This is a genomic window from Nocardia barduliensis (genome assembly GCF_013315795.1).
GTDB classification, from domain to species: domain Bacteria; phylum Actinomycetota; class Actinomycetes; order Mycobacteriales; family Mycobacteriaceae; genus Nocardia; species Nocardia barduliensis.
This window is the reverse complement of record NZ_JABLTE010000046.1, coordinates 1-19,896: the sequence shown is the minus strand read 5'-3', so window position 1 is coordinate 19,896 and position 19,896 is coordinate 1. Positions and strand designations below refer to the sequence as shown.

General features: G+C 71.0%; 22 protein-coding genes. 15 read left to right on the top strand and 7 right to left on the bottom strand.

Annotation, left to right across the window (positions count from 1 at the left end; all coding sequences use genetic code 11):
* Window positions 1-5: 5 nt before the first annotated feature.
* Both HOV91_RS20560 and HOV91_RS20555 read right to left on the bottom strand, forming a co-directional pair.
* Window positions 6-689: a nucleoside/nucleotide kinase family protein gene (locus HOV91_RS20560; protein ID WP_312884715.1), complete on the bottom strand. Its 684-nt coding sequence runs from the start codon at window positions 687-689 to the stop codon at window positions 6-8.
* A gap of 111 nt (window positions 690-800) precedes the next feature.
* The gene (locus HOV91_RS20555; RefSeq protein WP_174187032.1) at window positions 801-1,718 is read right to left on the bottom strand and encodes a LysR family transcriptional regulator; all 918 of its coding nucleotides are present in this window, start codon (window positions 1,716-1,718) and stop codon (window positions 801-803) included.
* 71 nt (window positions 1,719-1,789) lie between these two features.
* Between HOV91_RS20555 and HOV91_RS20550 the strand changes: the two genes are divergently transcribed.
* On the top strand, window positions 1,790-2,191 hold the full coding sequence (locus HOV91_RS20550; protein WP_174187031.1) for a nuclear transport factor 2 family protein: 402 nt from the start codon (window positions 1,790-1,792) through the stop codon (window positions 2,189-2,191).
* Window positions 2,192-2,288: 97 nt separating this feature from the next.
* Here HOV91_RS20550 and HOV91_RS20545 read toward each other — a convergent pair whose 3' ends face one another.
* Both HOV91_RS20545 and HOV91_RS20540 read right to left on the bottom strand, forming a co-directional pair.
* Window positions 2,289-3,908, bottom strand: a complete 1,620-nt coding sequence (locus HOV91_RS20545) for an acyl-CoA dehydrogenase family protein (protein WP_174187030.1) — start codon at window positions 3,906-3,908, stop codon at window positions 2,289-2,291.
* Complete coding sequence (locus tag HOV91_RS20540; protein WP_174187029.1) at window positions 3,895-4,545, bottom strand: TetR/AcrR family transcriptional regulator; 651 nt, start codon at window positions 4,543-4,545, stop codon at window positions 3,895-3,897. The genes HOV91_RS20545 and HOV91_RS20540 overlap by 14 nt, the downstream gene beginning before the upstream one ends.
* A gap of 53 nt (window positions 4,546-4,598) precedes the next feature.
* On the opposite strand from HOV91_RS20540, the gene HOV91_RS20535 reads away from it, so the two are divergent.
* The 3 genes from HOV91_RS20535 (at window position 4,599) to HOV91_RS20525 (ending at window position 7,721) form a co-directional block, all read left to right on the top strand.
* Window positions 4,599-5,372 (top strand): crotonase/enoyl-CoA hydratase family protein, encoded by a 774-nt coding sequence (locus tag HOV91_RS20535; protein ID WP_217440852.1) that lies wholly within the window; start codon window positions 4,599-4,601, stop codon window positions 5,370-5,372.
* 5 nt (window positions 5,373-5,377) lie between these two features.
* The gene (locus HOV91_RS20530) at window positions 5,378-6,619 is read left to right on the top strand and encodes a hypothetical protein (RefSeq protein ID WP_174187062.1); all 1,242 of its coding nucleotides are present in this window, start codon (window positions 5,378-5,380) and stop codon (window positions 6,617-6,619) included.
* Window positions 6,620-6,980: 361 nt separating this feature from the next.
* Window positions 6,981-7,721, top strand: a complete 741-nt coding sequence (locus tag HOV91_RS20525; RefSeq protein WP_174187027.1) for an MspA family porin — start codon at window positions 6,981-6,983, stop codon at window positions 7,719-7,721.
* Between the two features lie 43 nt (window positions 7,722-7,764).
* Here HOV91_RS20525 and HOV91_RS20520 read toward each other — a convergent pair whose 3' ends face one another.
* A complete protein-coding gene (locus HOV91_RS20520; RefSeq protein WP_174187026.1) occupies window positions 7,765-8,439 on the bottom strand; it encodes a pyridoxamine 5'-phosphate oxidase family protein in 675 nt (224 codons plus the stop codon).
* Window positions 8,440-8,519: 80 nt separating this feature from the next.
* On the opposite strand from HOV91_RS20520, the gene pdxR reads away from it, so the two are divergent.
* Genes pdxR through HOV91_RS20500 form a run of 4 tightly spaced genes read left to right on the top strand, consistent with a single transcriptional unit; the run spans window position 8,520 to window position 13,113 of the window.
* Entirely contained in the window at window positions 8,520-9,890 is a 1,371-nt protein-coding gene (gene pdxR, locus HOV91_RS20515; RefSeq protein WP_174187025.1) for a MocR-like pyridoxine biosynthesis transcription factor PdxR, read from the top strand.
* 10 nt (window positions 9,891-9,900) lie between these two features.
* Entirely contained in the window at window positions 9,901-10,146 is a 246-nt protein-coding gene (locus tag HOV91_RS20510; protein ID WP_043732245.1) for a DUF2630 family protein, read from the top strand.
* A gap of 8 nt (window positions 10,147-10,154) precedes the next feature.
* The gene (locus HOV91_RS20505) at window positions 10,155-11,591 is read left to right on the top strand and encodes a dihydrolipoyl dehydrogenase family protein (protein WP_174187024.1); all 1,437 of its coding nucleotides are present in this window, start codon (window positions 10,155-10,157) and stop codon (window positions 11,589-11,591) included.
* Between the two features lie 13 nt (window positions 11,592-11,604).
* Window positions 11,605-13,113, top strand: coding sequence for a carboxylesterase/lipase family protein (locus HOV91_RS20500; RefSeq protein ID WP_174187023.1), 1,509 nt, complete (start codon window positions 11,605-11,607; stop codon window positions 13,111-13,113).
* 9 nt (window positions 13,114-13,122) lie between these two features.
* Here the strand turns inward: HOV91_RS20500 and HOV91_RS20495 are convergent, their stop codons facing one another.
* Both HOV91_RS20495 and cobF read right to left on the bottom strand, forming a co-directional pair.
* Window positions 13,123-13,992 carry an Fpg/Nei family DNA glycosylase gene (locus HOV91_RS20495; RefSeq protein WP_174187022.1) on the bottom strand — a complete coding sequence of 290 codons (870 nt, stop codon included), beginning with the start codon at window positions 13,990-13,992 and terminating at the stop codon, window positions 13,123-13,125.
* 60 nt (window positions 13,993-14,052) lie between these two features.
* Entirely contained in the window at window positions 14,053-14,796 is a 744-nt protein-coding gene (gene cobF / locus HOV91_RS20490) for a precorrin-6A synthase (deacetylating) (RefSeq protein ID WP_174187021.1), read from the bottom strand.
* A gap of 111 nt (window positions 14,797-14,907) precedes the next feature.
* Between cobF and HOV91_RS20485 the strand changes: the two genes are divergently transcribed.
* From HOV91_RS20485 to HOV91_RS20455, 7 genes are all read left to right on the top strand, one after another.
* A complete protein-coding gene (locus HOV91_RS20485; protein ID WP_174187020.1) occupies window positions 14,908-15,735 on the top strand; it encodes a thymidylate synthase in 828 nt (275 codons plus the stop codon).
* Window positions 15,732-16,238, top strand: a complete 507-nt coding sequence (locus tag HOV91_RS20480) for a dihydrofolate reductase (RefSeq protein WP_174187019.1) — start codon at window positions 15,732-15,734, stop codon at window positions 16,236-16,238. Before HOV91_RS20485 ends, HOV91_RS20480 begins: the two co-directional genes overlap by 4 nt.
* Before the next feature lie 196 nt (window positions 16,239-16,434).
* Window positions 16,435-16,761, top strand: coding sequence for a cupin domain-containing protein (locus HOV91_RS20475; RefSeq protein WP_043732196.1), 327 nt, complete (start codon window positions 16,435-16,437; stop codon window positions 16,759-16,761).
* Between the two features lie 57 nt (window positions 16,762-16,818).
* A complete protein-coding gene (locus HOV91_RS20470; RefSeq protein WP_174187018.1) occupies window positions 16,819-17,874 on the top strand; it encodes a Dyp-type peroxidase in 1,056 nt (351 codons plus the stop codon).
* Window positions 17,871-18,671: a family 1 encapsulin nanocompartment shell protein gene (locus HOV91_RS20465; protein ID WP_174187017.1), complete on the top strand. Its 801-nt coding sequence runs from the start codon at window positions 17,871-17,873 to the stop codon at window positions 18,669-18,671. The genes HOV91_RS20470 and HOV91_RS20465 overlap by 4 nt, the downstream gene beginning before the upstream one ends.
* Before the next feature lie 87 nt (window positions 18,672-18,758).
* Entirely contained in the window at window positions 18,759-19,289 is a 531-nt protein-coding gene (locus HOV91_RS20460) for a hypothetical protein (protein WP_174187016.1), read from the top strand.
* A 68-nt stretch (window positions 19,290-19,357) separates the two neighbouring features.
* A partial coding sequence (locus HOV91_RS20455; RefSeq protein ID WP_174187061.1) for a TerD family protein occupies window positions 19,358-19,896 on the top strand: 539 nt, incomplete at its 3' end.

Genomic DNA, 19,896 nt, shown 5'->3' with positions numbered 1-19,896 from the left:
TGCCCTCAGCGCTCCTGGACCGCGTAACTGCCCGACTGCCAGCGCAGCACGAGGTCGGCGCGCTCCTTGGTGGCCGCGACGAGATCCGCGTTGCGTAAGTCGCTGTCGCGTACTTTGCCGCGTGCTGCCGTGGGCGTGCGACCACCGCGAATATGCCTGTCGAGCAAACGGTTCTCGAGCACGTCGCGCGCCGCGTCCAGGTACCAGCATTCGTCGAGGAGTGCGCGGACCGCCGACCACCGCCGGCCGGCGAAGTCGTCGAGCAGCAGGTAGTTGCCCTCGGTCAGGACGACGGACTGCCGATCGAGCACCACGCCGCCGGGCACCGGCGCATCGATGGATCGGTCGAACGTCGGCCACGGCACCGGCTCGCCCACCGGCGTGCTGCGCAGGCGTCGCAATCCCGCGACGTAGCCGTCGACGTCGAAGGTGTCCGGCTCACCCTTGCGCGCAAGGCTTTCCATCGCCCGCAGGACGGCGTTGTCCAGGTGATATCCGTCCATGGGTGCGATCTCGGCGACCAGGCCGCCCGCCTCGGCATTGATCGCGTCGCGCAACGCGACCGACAACGTGGACTTACCCGCCCCCGGAGGCCCCGCGATGCCCAGCAGATACCGTCCCCGCGCGGCCCGCTCGAGCACCCGCCGAACCAACCAGCTCACCGGTCGTTGCACGAACTCCCCTGCCACCGCAGCCACACTACCGCCGCCCACCGTTCTCGCACCGCAGGTTGCCGCTCCGGCACCACCTCCCGTACCGCTGCCTTTCGCCGCGTCGCAGTCGACCGGTACCGGTGGCGCTCACCCGCCGCTACGAAGGCGCTGGCGCACCTGGGCGGACAGCTCGGCCGCCTGGTCGCGCAGCGCCTCGGCGAAGGCACCGCGTGTTTCGGTGGCGCCGCGGTGGGCGAGGACGGTTCGTCGCACCGCGGCCGGGTGATCGATCCGCAGCAGCGCGATGGTGGGCGGTAGCACGGGAACGGCGATGCCGGGCACCACCGTGACGCCCAATCCCGCCGCGACCAGACCGAGTTTGGCGAACCAGTCACGGGCGACGAAGGCGATCTCCGGCTCCCAGCCGGGATCGCGCCACGCACCGAGCAGGGTGCCTGCGGGCTCCTGGCTTCCCGCGATCCAGCGTTCGGCGCGCAGCAGATCGGGCGCCGCGCTGGTGGCTCCCGCGAGCGGATGCGTGGACGCGACCGCCACCAGCAGCGGATCGTCCAGCAGTGGTTCGATCGTGACGCCGTCGGGAGCGATGTGCGGCGCGGTCACCACGGCGAGATCGAGGCGTTCGCGCGCGACGGCGGTGAGCAGGCGGGGAGTGAGTCCCTCCCGCAACGAGATTCGTATCCGCCGATCGCGGGCGGCCGCGGCGGCGATCGCCCGGGGCACCAAGGCGGCCGTCGCGGTGGCGAACGCGCCTACGCGCAGTCGGCCCGCCGGGCGCACCGCCAGGTGGCGAATATTGTGCCGGGCCTGCTCGAGCTCGCCGAGAATCGCCTCCGCGTGCCGCAGCACGACGCGTCCCGCCTCGGTGGGCCGCACGCCGCGGGGGTGCCGCTCGAACAGCGGGCGACCGGCGGCCCGCTCCATGAGCGCGATCTGCCGGGACACCGCGGACTGGGTGTAGCCGAGGTTCTCCGCCGCGGTCGAGAACGATCCACAGGCAGCCGCCTCCCGTACCACGCGCAGACCCGCGACGGTGAACTCATCCATGCGTAAGGCTCATACCAGATATGCCAGACAGTCGCTTGTCGCATACATTGGGCGACCCTAGCGTCGTCGTCATGACCGCGATGGAGAACAAGCAGCTGCTCGCCGACGTCTTCGAGCAGATGTCCCTCGGCAATACCCGCGCGCTGAGCGACGCCATGGCCGACGACTTCCGGTGGGTGTTCCCCGGCGACTGGTCCTGGAGCGGCATGTGGGAACCGAGAGCCGCCGTGCTCACGCGGCTCCTGCGTCCGCTCATGGCTCAGTTCACGGACTACCGCGTCGCCGCCGAGACGATCACTGCCGAGGATGACCGCGTCGTCGTGCAGGCCCGCGCCGCAGCCGTCACCACGCGCGGCGAGACCTATGACCAGAGCTACTGCTTCGTCTTCCGGGTCGCCGACGGGAAACTGCGCGAAGTGGTCGAATACTGCGACACGGCGTTGGTCGAACGCGTGCTGACGCGGCCCGTCTGACCCGCGCGACGCCCGGTGGCCCGATCGGCCGTCGGGCGCGAGCGTTCCTCCGCGCCGGACCGCCAGTTCCGTGGGTGAACCGCCGACGCGCAGGCCGTCAGACGAACGCGCGCTCGATGATCGCGCCGGTGTCCACCCCGGTCGGCAGCGTGCCGAACGCGATGCCCCAGTCGTCGCCGAGCCTGGTGGCGCAGAACGCGTCGGCGACGGCGGGGTGGCCGTGGCGAACCAGTTGCGCGCCCTGCAGCACGAGCGCCATCAGCTCGACGATGCGCCGGGCGCGGTATTCGATGTCGTCGAGATCCGACAGTTCCTTGCCGACCAGGGCGATCGCGTCGTCCAGGCGCGGGTTCTCGCCCTTTGCCAGCGACACTTCGTTGAAATACGCCTCGACCGTCTCCGGCTGACGTCCCATGGCGCGCAACGCGTCCAGCGCCGCGACGTTGCCCGACCCCTCCCAGATGGACATCAGCGGCGCCTCCCGGTACAGCCGCGGCATGCCGGATTCCTCGGCATATCCGTTGCCGCCCAGGCATTCCAGCGCCTCGGCCGCGTGCGCGGGGGCGCGCTTGCACACCCAATACTTGGTGACGGCCAGCGCGATGCGCCGCAGCGCCGCCTCGGCCGGATCCTGCCCGGCCCGGTCGGTGGCCCCGGCCAGCCGCATCATCACGGTGGTGGCGGCGTCGGATTCGATCACCAGGTCGGCCAGCACATTGCGCATGGCGGGCTGGTCGAGCAGTTTCTTGCCGAACGCCTCCCGGTGCCTGGCGTGATGCACCGCGTACACCGCGCCCGCCCGCATGCCGGTGGCCGAGCCGATCACGCAGTCCAGCCGGGTCATGTTCACCATCTCGATGATGGTCTTGACGCCCGCGCCCTCCGCGCCGACCAGCCAGCCGACGGCGTTCTCGTACTCGATCTCCGAGGAGGCGTTGGACTTGTTGCCCAGCTTGTCCTTGAGCCGCTGGATGCGGATCGGGTTGCGGGCGCCGTCCGGCAGCACCCTGGGCAGCAAGAAGCAGGACAGGCCGGCGGGCGCCTGGGCGAGGGTGAGGAACATGTCCGACATCGGCGCGGAGGTGAACCACTTGTGCCCGACGATCCGGTAGGAGCCGTCCGGCTGCGGCGTCGCGGTGGTGGTGTTGGCGCGAACGTCCGAGCCGCCTTGTTTCTCGGTCATGGACATGCCCGCGATGAGTCCGGCCTTGGTGGACGGTTCCCGCAGCCCGAAATCGTAGACGCGGGAGCCGAGCAGGGGCTCGAACCTCGCCGACAGTTCCGCATTGTGCCGCAGAGCGGGCACCACCGCGTAGGTCATCGAGATCGGGCACATGTGGCCCGCGTCCGCGATGCCCCAGGTATAGAACTTCGCCGCGCGCGCGACGTGCGCGCCCGGACGATCGTCCAGCCACGGCGCGCCGTGCAAGCCGTGCTCGACGGCCACGCGCATCAGGTCGTGCCAGTGCGGGTGGAACTCGACCTCGTCGACGCGGCGACCGTAGCGATCGTGGGTGCGCAGCACCGGCGGATATTCGTTGGCCAGCCTGCCCCACTCCTGCGCCCGCGCGCCACCGGCGAGCGCGCCCAGCGCCCGCACCTCGGGTTCGGCCCAGCCCGCGCCTTCCCGGTGCAAGCCTTCCAGCAGCGCCGGATTGCGCGCGGCGTCGAAGGGGACGATGTCGGGCACCTGGTTGAAGACTTCATGCGTCTGCATCTGACACTCCTGATTCCGGCCGGGCGCGGCCCGCGCCCGGGTTGTCGCGCACACCAAGCGCGCGGATCGCGAAAGCGATGAGTTCGGGGACGACGGATTCCCCGTGCGGCGCGTCGGCCAGTGGACCGACGAGCACCTCGCCGATCGCGCCGACCAGGGCGGCCGCGCTGATCCTCGGGTCCTGCGGTGGCAATTCGGCCCGCGCGACGCCCTCGGCCACCGCCGATTCGAAGGTCTCGGCGAACGCGCGCCGGAAGCGCAGGCGTTCGCTGTCCACGGCCGCGTCGACCGGCTCGGCGAGCAGCACGTAGGCCAGATTCGGGTTCTTCAGCGCACGACCGGCGAAGGTCTCCACCGCGGCGGTCACCCGTTCGATCGCGGTTCCACGCGCACCGGCCGCTGCCACCGCGGCGACCTCACGGGCGACGACCTTCCGGAACACCGCGCGCACCAGAGCGGCCTTGCCGTCGAAGTTCTTGTAGACGGTGCCGGTGGCCACGCCCGCCTCGGCCGCGACCGCCGCCATGGACAGCGCCGCGTATCCGCCCTCGGACAGCACCTTGGTGGCCGCCTGCACGATCAGCCCCGCCTGGGCGTCCAGACGGGCCTGCACAGCGGGGGTTCTGCGGTAGGCCACCCAAGAAGTGAAGCACGGATTCATTTCTTCACACAAGGGCGCTTTTACGGCGTATGGTCGAGCGCGTGACCGTACTGATCGAACGTGACGGGCCCGTGACCACCGTGATCCTGCACCGCCCCGAGGCGCGCAACGCGGTGGACGGGCCGACCGCGGCCGCGCTGGCCGACGCCTTCCGCGAGTTCGACGCCGACCCCGACGCGGCGGTGGCGGTGCTGTGGGGCGACGGCGGCACGTTCTGCGCGGGTGCCGACCTGAAGGCGCTCGGCACCGAGCGCTCCAACCAGGCCACCGAGGACGGCGACGGCCCGATGGGGCCGACCAGGATGCGACTGTCAAAGCCCGTGATCGCCGCGGTCTCCGGTTTCGCGGTGGCGGGCGGACTGGAACTCGCACTGTGGTGCGACTTGCGGGTGGCGGAGCAGGACAGCACCTTCGGCGTCTTCTGCCGCCGCTGGGGCGTTCCGCTGATCGACGGCGGCACCATCCGGCTGCCACGGATCGTGGGTGCGGGCCGCGCGATGGATCTGGTGCTCACCGGACGCGCGGTTGGCGCGGAAGAGGCGCTGCAGATGGGGCTGGTGAACCGCGTGGTGCCCACCGGCGAAGCCCGCGGCGCGGCCGAGGCGCTCGCGGCGGAACTGGCCGCGCTGCCGCAGACCTGTTTGCGCTCGGACCGGATGTCGATGCTCGAGCAGGAGGGGTTGACCGAGGAGGCCGCGCTGCGCAACGAGTTCCGCCACGGCCTGACAGCACTGGCCGGCGGCGCGCTGGACGGCGCCCAGCGCTTCGCGGCGGGCGCGGGGCGGCACGGCGCGAGCGCTTGAGCCCGATGGGCCGCCTGAGCGTCGTCGACGAGATCTTTCTGCGTACCCATCGCGGGCTGGGCACCCCGATCGCGCTACAGGGACTGTGGCGAACGGCGGACCGGGTCGACCCGGCGCTGCTGGCGCGGGTACACGAAGCCCTGCGCTCGGGTCCGCTGGGACGGCGGGTGATCCGTCCGCGAGTGCCGGGCGCTCGCCGAGCCTGGCGGCCGAACGCCCGCGCGTATCCGATCGATCGCGCCGACGACGTTCTCCCGGTCGCCGGACTGCTCGACTGGGCGGACGCGCAGGGCGGTGGGCTCGATCCGGAATACGGCCCAGGGTGGCGGCTTTCGACCGCGACGCTGGACGACGGCGGTTCGGTCGTCTCGCTCACCTGCTCGCACGCGCTGGCCGACGGGCGGGCGCTGGTGCACGCGGTGGACGACGCACTGGGCGGCACGCGCCTGCGTCCGCCGAATCCCGCCGCTGCGGAATCGGATTGGTCCGATGCCCGGCGTCAGTGGTCGATCGTCCTGCGCGGCACCGCGGCGGCGCTGCGGCACGGGATACCGCGCCAGCCCGCCGCTCCGAGCCGGGACCAGCCGCCGCGCGGGACGGCCGTGGCGACGCACAGCGCCATCCTGCAAAGCCCCGCCGCGGAGTGGGACCGCGTCGCCGCGCGGGACGGTGGCACGGCCAACAGCCTGTTCATCCATCTCGTCGCGACCATGCTGTGGCGCAGCGGGTTTCCCGGCGACACGATCGAAGCGAGCCTGCCCGTCGACACCCGCGACGAACCCCGCGTCGACAACGACCTCGCCATGACCCGCGTCGCGATCACCCCCGCCGACACGCCCGCCAGGATTCGCGCGCTGGCCCGCGCCGCCTACGAGCAGCGCATGTCCGCACCGAGCGGCATGCCGGAAGAACTCCTGCAAGTGATCCCCGACCGCTGGGCCTACGCACTGTCCAAGGGCGCGGGCGAGCGAGACATCCTGTGCTCCAACATCGGAACGCTTCCGGCGTCGTTGCGCACGCTCGGCCCGCACCGCTGCACCGGCGTGGCCGCCCGCGCCATCCACCCCGGCCTCGGCACGACGCGACTCCCCCGCACCCGCCTCTCCGGTTATCTGTGCCGCATCGGCGACGACTACGTGCTGAGCCTGGTCGGCCTCGACCCCGAGCGGATCCCGAGCCCCGGCGCGTTGCGCGAACTGGCGGTGCGCACGATGCGCTGCGCGGGATTACGCGCCTACGCGTGGTGATTCGCGCACAACCGCCACGGGGCACTCTCCCCGGTCCGCCCTCCGGCACCGTGACTTCGGCACCGCCGGATCGCCCGCATAGTTGATCGACGCGCAAAACAAGGGCGAATTTCTAGCAAATTGTTGGTGATCTGGTAAGAATTCGAATGGTTCACTCGCCGATCCCGATGCTCCGCGCGATGCCGACGACGACCGCTGGTCGCGCCGGCCGACTCGCCGTGCCGACGCGATCACCGCCGCACGGCGCACTGCCGGTTAAAGTCTCCTTGCCGCGCACGCCGAGTTGAGTCCGCGACGACCCAGTTGCCGTGCGAGTCCGTTTGCGTATGAAGTTCCGATTCGATCGATACTCGACTGGAGCATGATGAACCGCAAGCATTCGCGTACTCTCGCCGCGATCATCGCGGTAATCGTCGCCGCTACGGCCTCTTTCGCCGCCTCCGATACCGTGGCGGGCGCCGAGCCGGGAGAGGTCGGCACCCGCGGCGGTCTGCATCTGATCGCGTCGGTGGACTACAACAACGTCGTGCCCGGCGGTGATGTCGCATTGGGCGTTCCGTTCGCGCACGCGGTCAAGGTTTCCGGCGACTTTTCGGTCGTTTCCGACGGGCCGTCGGCGCTGCGCGGCGGGCAGATCGTCGCCGGTTACCTCATCGGCTGCGCGGTGGACATCTCCGACGGCATCTCCGTCTCCATCGCCGCGGCCGTCGGCACCGGTGTCGAATTCACTCCCGGGATCGTCATCGAATTCGGTGGCATCGATTTCGGGGGATTGAACGAATTCGGCATGCTCGAAGAGTTGCCGGTCATCGTCGCTCCCACCGTCGCCATCGGCGCGGACACCACCTTCGGCGTCAACGGCGAACTCGGCGGCGAGATCACCGTGAATCTGGCGCCGGGCAGCGTGACCGCGGCGGTGATCGCCGAGGCGGACCTCGATGATGAGTCGACGTTCCCGTTCACCTTCGCGCACACCAATACTCCGCTGAATGTCAACGGATGCCTTTCCCCCGCGTCCGCGATGCCGTTCGTCACCGTCCGCGCCGAAGCCCGAAATGGTGTTGCGCAAACGACGGGCTACGGACCTCACTTCGTGTTCTGAAACCGGCCGGGTACGCAGGAGTAGGCCCAGGCGCGCGTGGCTCTCAGGAGTCGGCGCGCTGGAGGACCTCGGTGGGGACGGGGATACCCGGGGCGAGGTCCGGGGAGTCGACGGGGGCGTCCCACACCTGACGGAGCGGAAGGACGCCCGCCCAGACGCCACCCGCCTCGATGTCGGCCTCGTCGTCCTTGGGACCGCCTTCGCGGATCTTCACCGACGCCTCGGTGAGATCGAGGGCGAGCACCGTGGTCGCGGCGAGTTCCTTCTTGCTCGGCGGCCGCACGCGCGACCACGAGCTGGGCGCGGCGTGTTCGACGATCACGCGCAGGCCGTGCAGGCGTTCGTCGTGGCCGCTCACCTCGCGAGCGCGGCCGAGCACGACCGCCGAGCGGTAGTTCATCGAGAAATGCATGGCCGAACGCGCGTAGACCACGCCGTCGACCAGGGTCACGCCCACCGAGATGTCCCCGGCGAGTGCCGCGCGCATGTTCCCGGCGCCGGTGGAACCGTGCAGGTAGAGCGTGTCTCCGTCGCGGCCGTAGGTGGTGGGCAGGACGACCGGCGTGCCGCCGAGCAGCACACCGAGATGGCAGATCAGCCCGGCGTCGAGCACCGCGTCCAATTCGGCGCGATCGGTCCTCGCGCGGTCGGTCGCTCGGGTCGGCGTGCTGCGCGGCGTCGGCGAGAGTGGAGTCCGTGGGCTGACTGTCTCGGTCATGGACTCAGCATCGGGCCGCGAATGGCATTATCAAAGTGCCAATTCGAACGTATTTCAGCGGTCCACTTCGAGGAGCAATCGTGCTGGACGACCTTCCCCTCCACCTCGATCGCGATCTGAAGCAACCGCTGTCGGTGCAGATCGCCGACCAACTGCGCCGCGCCGCGACCCGAGGACCGCTGCGCGGCGGCGACCGGCTGCCGTCCACCCGCGCGCTGGCCGAGCGGCTCGGCGTGAGCCGCACCGTGGTCGCCGCCGCCTACGACCAGTTGCACGCGGAGGGCTGGCTCAGCGGAAGACGCGGCTCGGGCACCTATCTGACGACCGCACCGGCCGCCGCGCCCGCGCGCACCGGCTCGGGGCACGACACCAGCCCCGCACCGCGACTGTTCGACCTCGCCCCCGGGGCTCCGTGCGTCGACGCCATCGACCCGGCCGCGTGGCGTCGCGCCTGGCGCGCCGCCGCGGATCACGCTCCGCTCGTGCGCAAGAACCGTGCGGGCGAGCCGGAATTCCGCGCGGCGGTCACCGAGCATCTGTTGCGCCATCGCGGGATCGGCGCGGGCAGCGACACCGTGCTGCTGGCCACCGCAGGAACCAGTTCCGCCGTCGGAGAGCTGGCCGCGGCGCTGCTGCGACCGGGCGATGCCGTGGCCATGGAGGACCCGGGCTATCAGCGCGCCGCGGGGGCCTTCGCGGCGGCCGGCCTCGAGGTCGTGCCGGTCCCGGTCGACGCCCACGGCCTTCGCGTGGATCTGCTGCCGCCCCGGATCAAGGCGGTGTATTGCACCCCGGCGCATCAGTTTCCGCTCGGCGCGCGCATGCCCGCCGCGCGGCGGGTCGAGCTGGTCGAGCACGCGCGCCGAACCGGCGTCTTCGTCATCGAAGACGACTACGACGGAGAACTGCGCTACGACACCGCGCCGCTGCCGCTGCTTGCCACCATGGCTCCCGACGTGGTCGTCCACTTGGGCACGACCAGCAAGATCCTCTCCCCCGCCCTCGGCGTGGGCTGGTTGCTGGCCGCACCGGCCGTCGCCGATGCGGTGCTGGCCCATCGGGAGCGCACCGGCACCGGACCCAGCCCGGCCGGCCAGCGGGTGCTCGTCGCCTTCGCCGCGCACGGTGACCTGGCCAGGCACCTGCGCAGGCTGCGGCGCGCGCTGCCGCCGCGCCGGGCGCTGGTGGTGACCGAATTGCGCCGCCGCGGACTCGGCGTGCTCGGTGACGACGCGGGTTCGCACGTCGTCGTGCCGGTCGAGTCGGCCGAGGCCGAGCGGCGCGTGGTCGCCGCCGGGCAGGCGCGTGGCGTCGCGCTCGAAGGTCTGGAACGGCACCACCTCGGAGCGCGCCGCGCCCACTTCGGCATCGCGCTCGGCTACACGGCACTGCCCCGGCCGGAGCTCACCACCGCCGTTGCATCGGCCGCCGAGTGCCTCGCCCGGCCGTAGCATGGTCCGCATGAGCGAACAGGACATCTTGGCGCGCATCAAGGAACTGGTCGACCAGGAGCACCAGCTGCGCTCGCAGGCCACCCGCGGCGAATTGGACCCGAAGACCGAACGCCAGCGCCTGGCCGAACTCGAAGTGATGCTGGACCAGGCATGGGACCTGCTCCGCCATCGCCGGGCGCGGATCGATTCGGGGGAATCCCCGGACGGGGTGCAGGCCAATTCGGTCTCGCAGGTCGAAGGCTACCTCCAGTAGGCGCGGCGATGTCGAGCACAGCGACCGACTACGACGTCATCGTGATCGGTGGCGGACCCGCGGGCGAGAACGCCGCCTCCTACGCCATCGCGGGCAGTGACCGCACGGCCGCCATCGTGGAGCGTGAACTCGTCGGCGGCGAGTGCTCCTATTGGGCCTGCGTTCCCAGCAAAGCGCTGTTGCGTCCGGGCCACGTCCTCGCCTCCGCACGCGCGATGCCGGGCGTTTCGGCCACCGGTCTCGACGTCGACGCGGTGCTGCGGCGGCGCGACGCGTTCGTGCACGACCACGACGATTCCGCGCAGGTCGACTGGGCCCGGGGCAACCGCATCGACGTCGTGCGCGGCACCGGCCGCCTGACCGGAGTGCGCTCGGTCGAGGTCGACGGGCGGCAACTGCGCGCCCGGCACGCCGTCGTGCTGGCCACCGGCACCACCGCGAACGTCCCCGATGTGCCGGGCCTGCGTCCCGCGCTGCCGTGGACATCGCGCGACGTCACCAATCTGCACGAGGTGCCGCGCCGGGTCGCCGTGGTCGGCGGCGGCGTGGTGGCGACCGAGGCCGCGACCTGGCTGGCCGCGCTCGGAGCCGAGGTCACCCTGCTGGTGCGCGGCTCGGCGCTGCTCGCCACGACCGAACCGTTCGCGCGCGAACGGGTGGCGGCGGCACTGACCGACGCGGGCGTGCGGGTGCGCTTCGGCACCGCGCCCACCGCCGTCGAGCGCCCGGCCGCGAAGGACACCGGTGAGGGCCGGATCCACGGCGGTCCGGCGACGGTCCGGTTGCGCGGTCCCGAGGGCGAGTCGGCTCTCGAGGTGGAGGAGATCGTGGTGGCGGCCGGACGGGCGCCCGCCACCGAGGGACTCGGGCTGGACGCGCTCGGACTGCCGGACGGATACGTGGCGGTGGACGACCACCTCACCGCGCGCGACGTCGAGGGCGAGTGGCTGTATGTGGTCGGCGACCTCAACCACCGCGCCGCACTCACGCACATGGGCAAATACCAGGGCCGGGTGTGCGGCGACGTGATCGCGGCGCGCGCCGAGGGCAGGCCGCTGGACGACCCGCGCCACGTGGCGAGTTCCGACCACGGCAAAGTGCCGCAGGTGGTGTTCACCGCGCCCGAGGTCGCCTCCGTCGGCCTGACCGAAGCCGCGGCCAGGGACGCGGGCCATGCGGTGGAGACCGTCGAACTCGACATCGCCGTGGCCGGGTCGGCGCTGTCGCGTGACGACTACGCCGGTCGCGCGAAGCTGGTGATCGACCGCGCGACCGACACGCTGCTGGGCGCCACCTTCGTCGGTCCCGAGGTGGGCGAGCAATTGCACGCGGCGACGATCGCGGTGGTCGGCGGAGTGCCGCTGTCCACCCTCTGGCACGCGGTGCCAGCTTTTCCCGCGGTCAGCGAATTCTGGTTGCGCCTGTTGGAGGCGCGCCGCTCGTAGCTACCATTTCTGGATGGTGGCAACAACAGATATCGCGACCGCCGACGGAATCGTCCGCGGCCGCAGGGGCCGCCGCGTACTGCGCTGGCGGTCCATTCCCTACGCGGCTCCTCCGATCGGGGACCTGCGATTTCGTGCTCCACAGCCGGTCAAGCCATGGTCCGGCGTTCGGGCGGCGACGGAATTCACCTCCGCGGCGATGCAGCACCGCTCCGGGGCGCGGATCGGGCCGCGCGCCTACCAGCCCACCAGCGAGGACGCGCTGACACTGAATGTCACCGCGCCCGCCACGGCGACGGCGAAGCCGCGACCGGTGCTGGTCTTCATCCACGGCGGCGGCTACCTGATCGGGACCTCCGCGCTCGGGCTGTATTCCGGCGCGCGGCTGGCGGTGCGCGGCGACGTGGTGGTGGTGTCACTGAATTACCGGTTGGGCGCGTTCGGCTATGTCGACTTCAGCGAGTTCGGCACCGACCAGCACCCGTTCGACGCGAACCTCGGGTTGCGTGACCAGCTCGCCGCCCTGGAGTGGGTGCGGACCAATATCGCGGCCTTCGGTGGCGACCCGGACAACGTGACGATCTTCGGCGAGTCCGCGGGCGCGCACGCCGTGCTGGGACTCCTGGCCACCCCGAGAGCCGCGGGCCTGTTCCATCGGGCGATCTCGCAGAGCCCGCCCGCCGACTGGGCGATGACCGCTGAGGAAGCCCGCGGCTTCGCACGCCGCTGTGTCACCGCCCTGGGCGCCACGCCGGACACCGCGCACAACGCGCTGCGCACCGCGTCCCCCAACGACATCCGCCGCGCCGTCGACCGCACCATCGCCGAGGTGTTGCGGAAACAGCCGGGCGTGTTCCCCGTCTGTCCGGTCGTGGACGGCGAGTTCCTGCCCCGCTCCCCGGTCGACGCGATCAGCGACGGCTCCGCCCACCGGGTGCCGCTGATCATCGGCACGAACCGGGACGAAGGCACGCTGTTCGCCCGGTTCGCCGACGAACTGCCCACCACGCCGGAGCGGTTGCGCTCCGCGCTCGGCCACTCCGCCGAGGCCGTATCCCGGATCGCCGCGGCCTATCCGGGATTTCCCCAGCCGAGGGCCGCGGTGCGGGCGGGCGGCGACTACACCTTCTGGCGTCCTTCGCTGACCGTCATGGAAGGCCACAGCCAGCACGCCCCGACCTACGCCTACCGCTACGACTTCGCGCCGCGCGCGCTGCACCTGTCCGGGCTCGGCGCCACGCACGCCACTGAACTCATCCCGGTCTTCGGTGTCGGCGACACACCGATCGGCCGGGCGTTCACCGCCGCGGGCGGGCGGCGCGGACTGCGCGCGGTCACCGACCAGTTCCAGGACAACTGGCTGGCTTTCGCCCGCACCGGAGCTCCGCTGCCGTCCTGGCCCGCCTACACGGAGGCCCGCAGGTCCACGCTGATCATCGACTACCCCACTCGGGTGGAACACGACCCGGAGCGGGCGAAACGACTCGCCTGGCAGGGCGTGCGGGTACCGACGGTGACCTGAGCCGGGCGGCTACTTCAGCAACCGCGACATCCGCCGGTCCGCGAGGATCTTGCCGCCGGTCTGACAGGTGGGGCAGTACTGGAACGACCGCTCGGCGTAGGCGACCTCGCGGACCGTGTCGCCGCAGACCGGGCAGGCCAGCCCGGTCCGGGCGTGCACCCGCATGCCGGAGCGCTTCTCGCCCTTGAGGCGGGCGGCGTCCTGGCCGACGGAACGGCCTACCGCATCGGTGAGCACCGCGCGCACGGCGGAGTACAGCTCGGCCAGCTTGTCGGCGGGCAGCGTCTTGGTGTTCGCGAACGGCGAGATCCGGGCGGTGTGCAGGATCTCGTCGGAATAGGCGTTGCCGATGCCCGCCAGCAGCGCCTGGTCCACCAGCGCGGTCTTGATCCGCTGCGAGGTGCCGTGCAGGATGTCGGCGAACTGCGCCTCGGTCAGCTCCAGCGCGTCGGGACCGAGCCGGGCGATGCCGGGCACCGCCTTCGGGTCCGCCACGACGTACGCCGCGAGCCGCTTCTTGGTGCCCGCCTCGGTCAGGTCGAACGCGGGCGTCGCCCCTTCGGGCGTGAAGAAATGCACTCGCAACGCCAGCGGGCTCTTGCCGCCCGGCTTGGGTGGCGTCGGGCTCGGCTCGTCGATCCAGCGCAGCCATCCGCCGCGCGACAGATGCGTGACCAGCCACAGCCCGTCGCATTCCAGTCCGAGGAATTTGCCCCAGCGCCCGGCGCCGGTGACGTCTCGGCCGGACAGCGCGGTCACGGGAGGCTCGAAGGTCTTGACGGCGCTCAGGGCGGCCACGTCGACGCGGCCGACCACGGCGCCGACCGCATGCTCCCGCAGGAACTGCGCCAACGCCTCCACTTCCGGTAGCTCTGGCACGGGGACCAGACTACCCAGCCGCGCCGACAGCCGGCCGGTTGTCGCGCGGCACCGGGCGGCTCACCCGGTGCGGCGCAGCAGGTAGATGTCCATGATCCACCCCTTGCGCTCGCGCAGTTCGGCGCGGCGGCGCACGATCTGGTCCCGCACCGCGGGCAGCGGTCCCTCGATCAGCGTCTCGTCCGGCATACCGAGGTAGGCCCCCCACCAGATGTGCACATTCTCGTCCGTGATCGCCGTGAACGAGCACTCGCCGTCCAGCATCACCAGCGCGTTCTCCGCGCCGAGGCCGTCCTCGCGCAGACGGCGGCCGGTGGTGACGCACACCGGCTCGCCGATGCCGTGCAGCACGATCCGATGCCGCGCGGCCAGCGCCTGGGCGCTGGTGATGCCAGGAATCACCTCGTGCTCGAAGTGCACCACGCCGCGGGCGAGCACCCGGTCGACCATGCGCAGGGTGCTGTCGTACAGCGCGGGATCGCCCCAGACCAGGATGCCGCCGACGCCGTCGGCCGCGGCGAAGGCCGCCTCGAGCAGCGCCGAGCGGCGGTCGTGCCAGTCCTCGACCACGTCCAGGTAATCGGCGGGCGCGCGGTCGCGCGGCGGGTCGGCGATCGGCACCACCCGGTACGGCCGGTCCAGGTGCGCGTCGAGGATCGCGGTCCGCACGTCGACCAGCTCCCGTTTGGCCTCGCCCTTGCCGATCACGAAGAAGGTCTCGACCTGCCGCATGGCCTTGATCGCCTGCACGGTGACCTGGTCGGGGTCACCGGCGCCGATGCCGATCACGTAGAGCTTGCGCATGGGCTCGAGCTTGCCAGGGCCGTGGAAGACCGCGACCGCCGGATCGGGCCGGTCGACCCGCTCGTCCGGCTGCCCGAGTTCGCCCGAGGACGAGGACTAGAGTGGCGAGGCGTGGCTCATGACGCGTTCGACCCGGCCTCGGCTCCCGACACCCAGTACGAGGACCTGCTGCGGCTGGTGCTGGCGTCCGGCACGAAGAAGGCCGATCGCACCGGCACCGGAACGCGCAGCATCTTCGGCCACCAGTTGCGCTACGACCTCGCGGCGGGCTTCCCGCTGATCACCACGAAGAAGGTCCACCTCAAGTCGATCGTCTACGAGCTGCTGTGGTTCCTGCGCGGCGACTCCAACGTCGGCTGGTTGCGTGACCACGGCGTGTCCATCTGGGACGAGTGGGCCGACGCGAACGGCGAACTCGGCCCCCTCTACGGCGTGCAGTGGCGGTCCTGGCCGACGCCGGACGGCACCCACATCGACCAGATCGCCCAGGTGTTGCAGACCCTGCGCACCGACCCGGACTCCCGGCGCATCATCGTCTCCGCGTGGAACGTCGCCGACCTGGACAAGATGGCGCTGGCGCCGTGCCACGCGTTCTTCCAGTTTCACGTGGCCGAGGGCAGACTGTCCTGCCAGCTCTACCAGCGCAGCGCCGACCTGTTCCTGGGCGTGCCGTTCAACATCGCCAGCTACGCGCTGCTGACCCACATGGTCGCCCAGCAGACCGAGCTGACGCCGGGCGACTTCATCTGGACCGGCGGTGACTGCCACATCTACGACAACCATCTCGACCAGGTCGCCGAGCAGTTGAACCGCGACCCCTACCCGTTCCCCACGTTGCGGCTGCGGCCGGCGCCGACGCTGTTCGACTACCGGTACGAGGACGTGGAAGTGGTCGGCTACCGGCATCACCCGGCCATCAAAGCCCCGGTGGCGGTGTGAGCGAGAGCCGCACGATCGGCCTGATCTGGGCGCAGACCTCGGACGGGGTGATCGGCTTGCGCAACACCATCCCGTGGCGGTTGCCCGAGGACATGGCGCAGTTCAAGGACGTCACCTGGGGTCATTGCGTGGTGATGGGCCGGCGGACCTGGGATTCGCTGCCGCCGCGGTTCCGGCCGCTGGCCGGGCGGCGCAATATCGTGGTGACCAGGCAGCCCGACTGGTCGGCCGAGGGCGCCGAGCGCGCGTCGTCGGTGTCCGAGGCGCTGGCCCGGTGTGCCCCGCACACCGTGTGGGTCGCCGGTGGCGGCGAGATCTACCGGGCCGCCCTGGAGTACGCGACCGACCTGCGCGTCACCGAGATCGACACCGCGGTCGAGGGTGACGCCTTCGCGCCGCCGATCGGCCCCGAGTGGCGACCGGACGACCCGGAGCCATGGCGGACCTCGTCCACCGGTCTGCGTTTCCGCATCCGGAACTACGTCCGCGAGCAGACTGCCTGACTCGCGCACGGGTCGATGCCACGCCGCGCGGCCCCGGAACGCCGCCCCCAGCGACGGGGCCGGTGAAACCCGGCCCGCGCCGCGGTCGACTGGGGCATACTCCTGAATATGCGGGGGTCGGACGCGTGTCCGGCCGACGCCTCGAGCCGTTGCCAGCAGCCCGGCATCGGCTGTGGTGATCTGCGAAAGGCGGTCCATGGAAAAGAAATCGCTGACTGCGGTAGCGCGCCAGCAGTTGAAGCTGGCAGCCGTCGCCACGAGCGGACGCAGTTCACAGACAATCTATGGCGGCCATGCGCACACGCTCCGGCAGACGGTGGTCGGCCTGACGGCCGGGCAGAGCCTGGCCGAGCACGACAACATGGGCGAGGCGACCTTGCTGGTGCTCAGCGGCACACTGATCCTGATCAGCGGCGCCAACGAGTGGAAGGGCTCGGCGGGCGACCTGATCGTGGTGCCCAAGGCGCGCCACAGCGTCAAGGCGATCGACGACGTCGCGTTCCTGTTGACCGTGGCGATGTAGTCGCCGCCCTGCGGGTCCGCACCGCGCCCGGACCGGCCGGGCATTAGGGTGTCGATCATGGGTGAGCCGCAGCCGATTCTCGAACCGCTCACACCGTCGGCGATCTTCTTGGTCGCCACGATCGACGAGGGTGGCGAGGCAGCGGTCCGTGATCTGCTCGCCGACATCACCGGCCTGCGTCGCTCGGTGGGCTTCCGCCTGCCCGGGGCGAACCTGACCTGTGTCACGTCGATCGGCTCCGACGCCTGGGACCGCCTCTTCGCCGGGCCGAAACCCGCTGAGTTGCATCCGTTCCCCGGTTACGTCGGCGCCCGCCACACCGCGCCCGCGACACCGGGCGACCTGCTGTTCCACCTCAAGTCCGAGGTGCAGGACGCCTGTTTCGAACTGGCCATGGCCATCGCCGACCGGCTCGCGGGCGCGGGGACGATCGTGGACGAGACCGTCGGCTTCCGCTACTTCGAGCAGCGCGACCTGCTCGGCTTCGTGGACGGCACCGAGAATCCGGAGGGCCGCGCGGCCGCCGCGGCCGCGCTGGTGGGCGCGGAAGACCCGCAGTTCACCGGCGGCAGCTACGTCATCGTGCAGAAGTACACCCATCCGCTGGCGGACTGGCGCGCGCTGTCGGTCGAAGAACAGGAGCGGGTGATCGGCCGCACCAAACTGGACGACTTCGAACTTCCCGACGAGATCAAACCCGCCGACTCGCACGTCGAGGTCAACACGCTGATCGATCCGGACGGCACGGAACGTCAGATCCTGCGCGGCAATATGCCCTTCGGCAGCGTCCGCGAGGGCGTGTTCGGCACCTACTACATCGCCTACGCGGCCACGCCGAGCGTCATCGAACGCATGCTCACCCGCATGTTCCTCGGCACCGACGAGGCCGCCTATGACCGCATCCTGGATTTCTCCGTCGCCCACACCGGCACCTCGTTCTTCGCACCCACCGTCGATTTCCTCGACGATCTGCCGCCCGCGCCGTGGGAAACGGCGGAACCGGCGGTGTCGGTGGAGACCGACGGCGGTCCCGCAGATCTGCCCGGCACCGCCGCGCCCGCGGGCGACGGCGCCCTCGGTATCGGCTCGTTGAAAAGGAGCACCCGGTCATGAACAACCTCCATCGCGAACTGGCGCCGATCACCGCCGAGGCGTGGGCGGCCATCGAGGAGGAGGCGACGCGCACGTTCAAGCGGCACATCGCCGGGCGGCGCGTCGTCGACCTGTCCGGCCCGCACGGCATCGACTACTCCGCGGTCGGCACCGGGCACACCACGGCGATCGACTCGCCCGACCCCGGAGTGTTCGCCCGCCAGCGGGTGGTCGCGCCGCTGGTCGAACTGCGCGTGCCGTTCACGCTCTCCCGCGAGGAACTCGACAACGTGGAGCGCGGCGCCCAGGACGCCGACCTGGACCCGGTGAAGGACGCCGCGAAGAAAATCGCGTTCGCCGAGGACCGCGCGATCTTCGAGGGCTACCCGGCCGCGCACATCACCGGCATCCGCGCCAGCGCCTCCAACGAGCCGATCACGCTGCCCAGTGACACCCGGCTGGTCCCCGAGGCGATCGCGCAGGCCTTGAGCGCCCTGCGGTTGGCCGGTGTCGACGGGCCGTACTCGGTGCTGCTCAGCGCCGAGTTGTACACGGCGGTGAGCGAGACCGCCGACCACGGCCACATGATCCGCACGCACATCGAGCGGCTGATACCGGAAGGCGAGATCATCTGGGCGCCCGCCATCGAAGGCGCGATCGTGCTCACCACCCGCGGCGGCGACTTCGATCTGCGCATCGGCCAGGACCTGTCCATCGGCTACCTGTCGCACGACAGCACGTCGGTCCAGCTGTACTTCCAGCAGAGCCTGACGTTCCTGGTGTACACCGCCGAGGCCGCAGTACCGCTGACCGTCTGACGGCCGGAGGTGGGAAACGGCCGGGTGTGCGCCGATGGCGCGAGGCGGTAGCCTGAGCCGGAAATGCGCCCGAGGCAGGTAGGTGAGATGACAACGGTGCGAGCAGGTGTGGTCCCGACCCAGCGCGCCGCGCTCTACAGCGTGTCCGGCATCCTGGCGACCGTCACGATCTGCGGCTCGTTCGTCGCCGCGTTCGGAGTGAACCGGGTGTTCACCGGCCTGCTGGCCGGGACCGTCGTCGGGATAGCGGTGCTGGCCGCGCTGTTCACCAGGGACGCCATCGTGCTCACCGACCACGCCATCTACCGGCGCAAGCCCTGGACGGTCTCCAGCATCCCGTGGGACCGGGTGGTGGCCGGGCGGTTCACCCTCGACGAGCGCGCCCGCTGGTCGCTGGCGCTGGATCTGTCCGGCGGCGACGAACCGCACGGCGAACTGGTCCTGCTGTCCATCCCGCCGGTGGTCCGCCCGGTGGCGGGCGCTTACGACCTGCGCAAACGCGACCAGGTGACGGAGATCCGGGCGATCCTGCGGCACAAGCGGATTCCGGTGACCGTGCTCCCGCAGATCGCGGGGGCCCTGCAGGAACACTGGCAGATCGCGCCGCCGACGCGCTGAGACCGGCGGCGGTGCGTGCGGATGTGGGACGCCGTGGGCCGGTTTCGGTTACGTTGACAGACGTGTCCATGCCGAAGGGCGCCAACGTGCCGGTGCCGAGTTCCGCCGTCCGGATCGAAGTGGGCCGGCGCGCCGGGGCCGACGTGCCGGACGCCGACGCCTCCGCACTGCTGGTGGTGTCCGGAAAGGTGCGCTCGGACCGCGATTTCGTTTTCTACAACCAGCCCGCCCACCCTTCCGGGGCCGTCCGGCACGAGGGCAAGCGGCCGGGATCGGTCGTGCTGGACGTGCTGTCCGCGGACCTGGCGCGGATCGAGTCGCAGATCGACGGCGTCGTGATCGCGGCGTCCACCGAGGGCGGCGCGGTCGGGCAGCTGGACGGGCTGTTCGTGCGCGTCGTGGACGCGGGCACCGGTGCGGAACTGGCCCGCTTCGACAGCATCGGCGCGACGAACGAGACCGCGGTGGTGCTCGGCGAACTGTACCGGCGCGCCGGCGGATGGAAGTTCCGCGCGGTGGGCCAGGGGTACGCGTCGGGTCTGGCCGCCCTGGCCGCCGACTACGGCATCAGCGTGGACGACGCGCCCGCCCCGCCCCACGAATACAC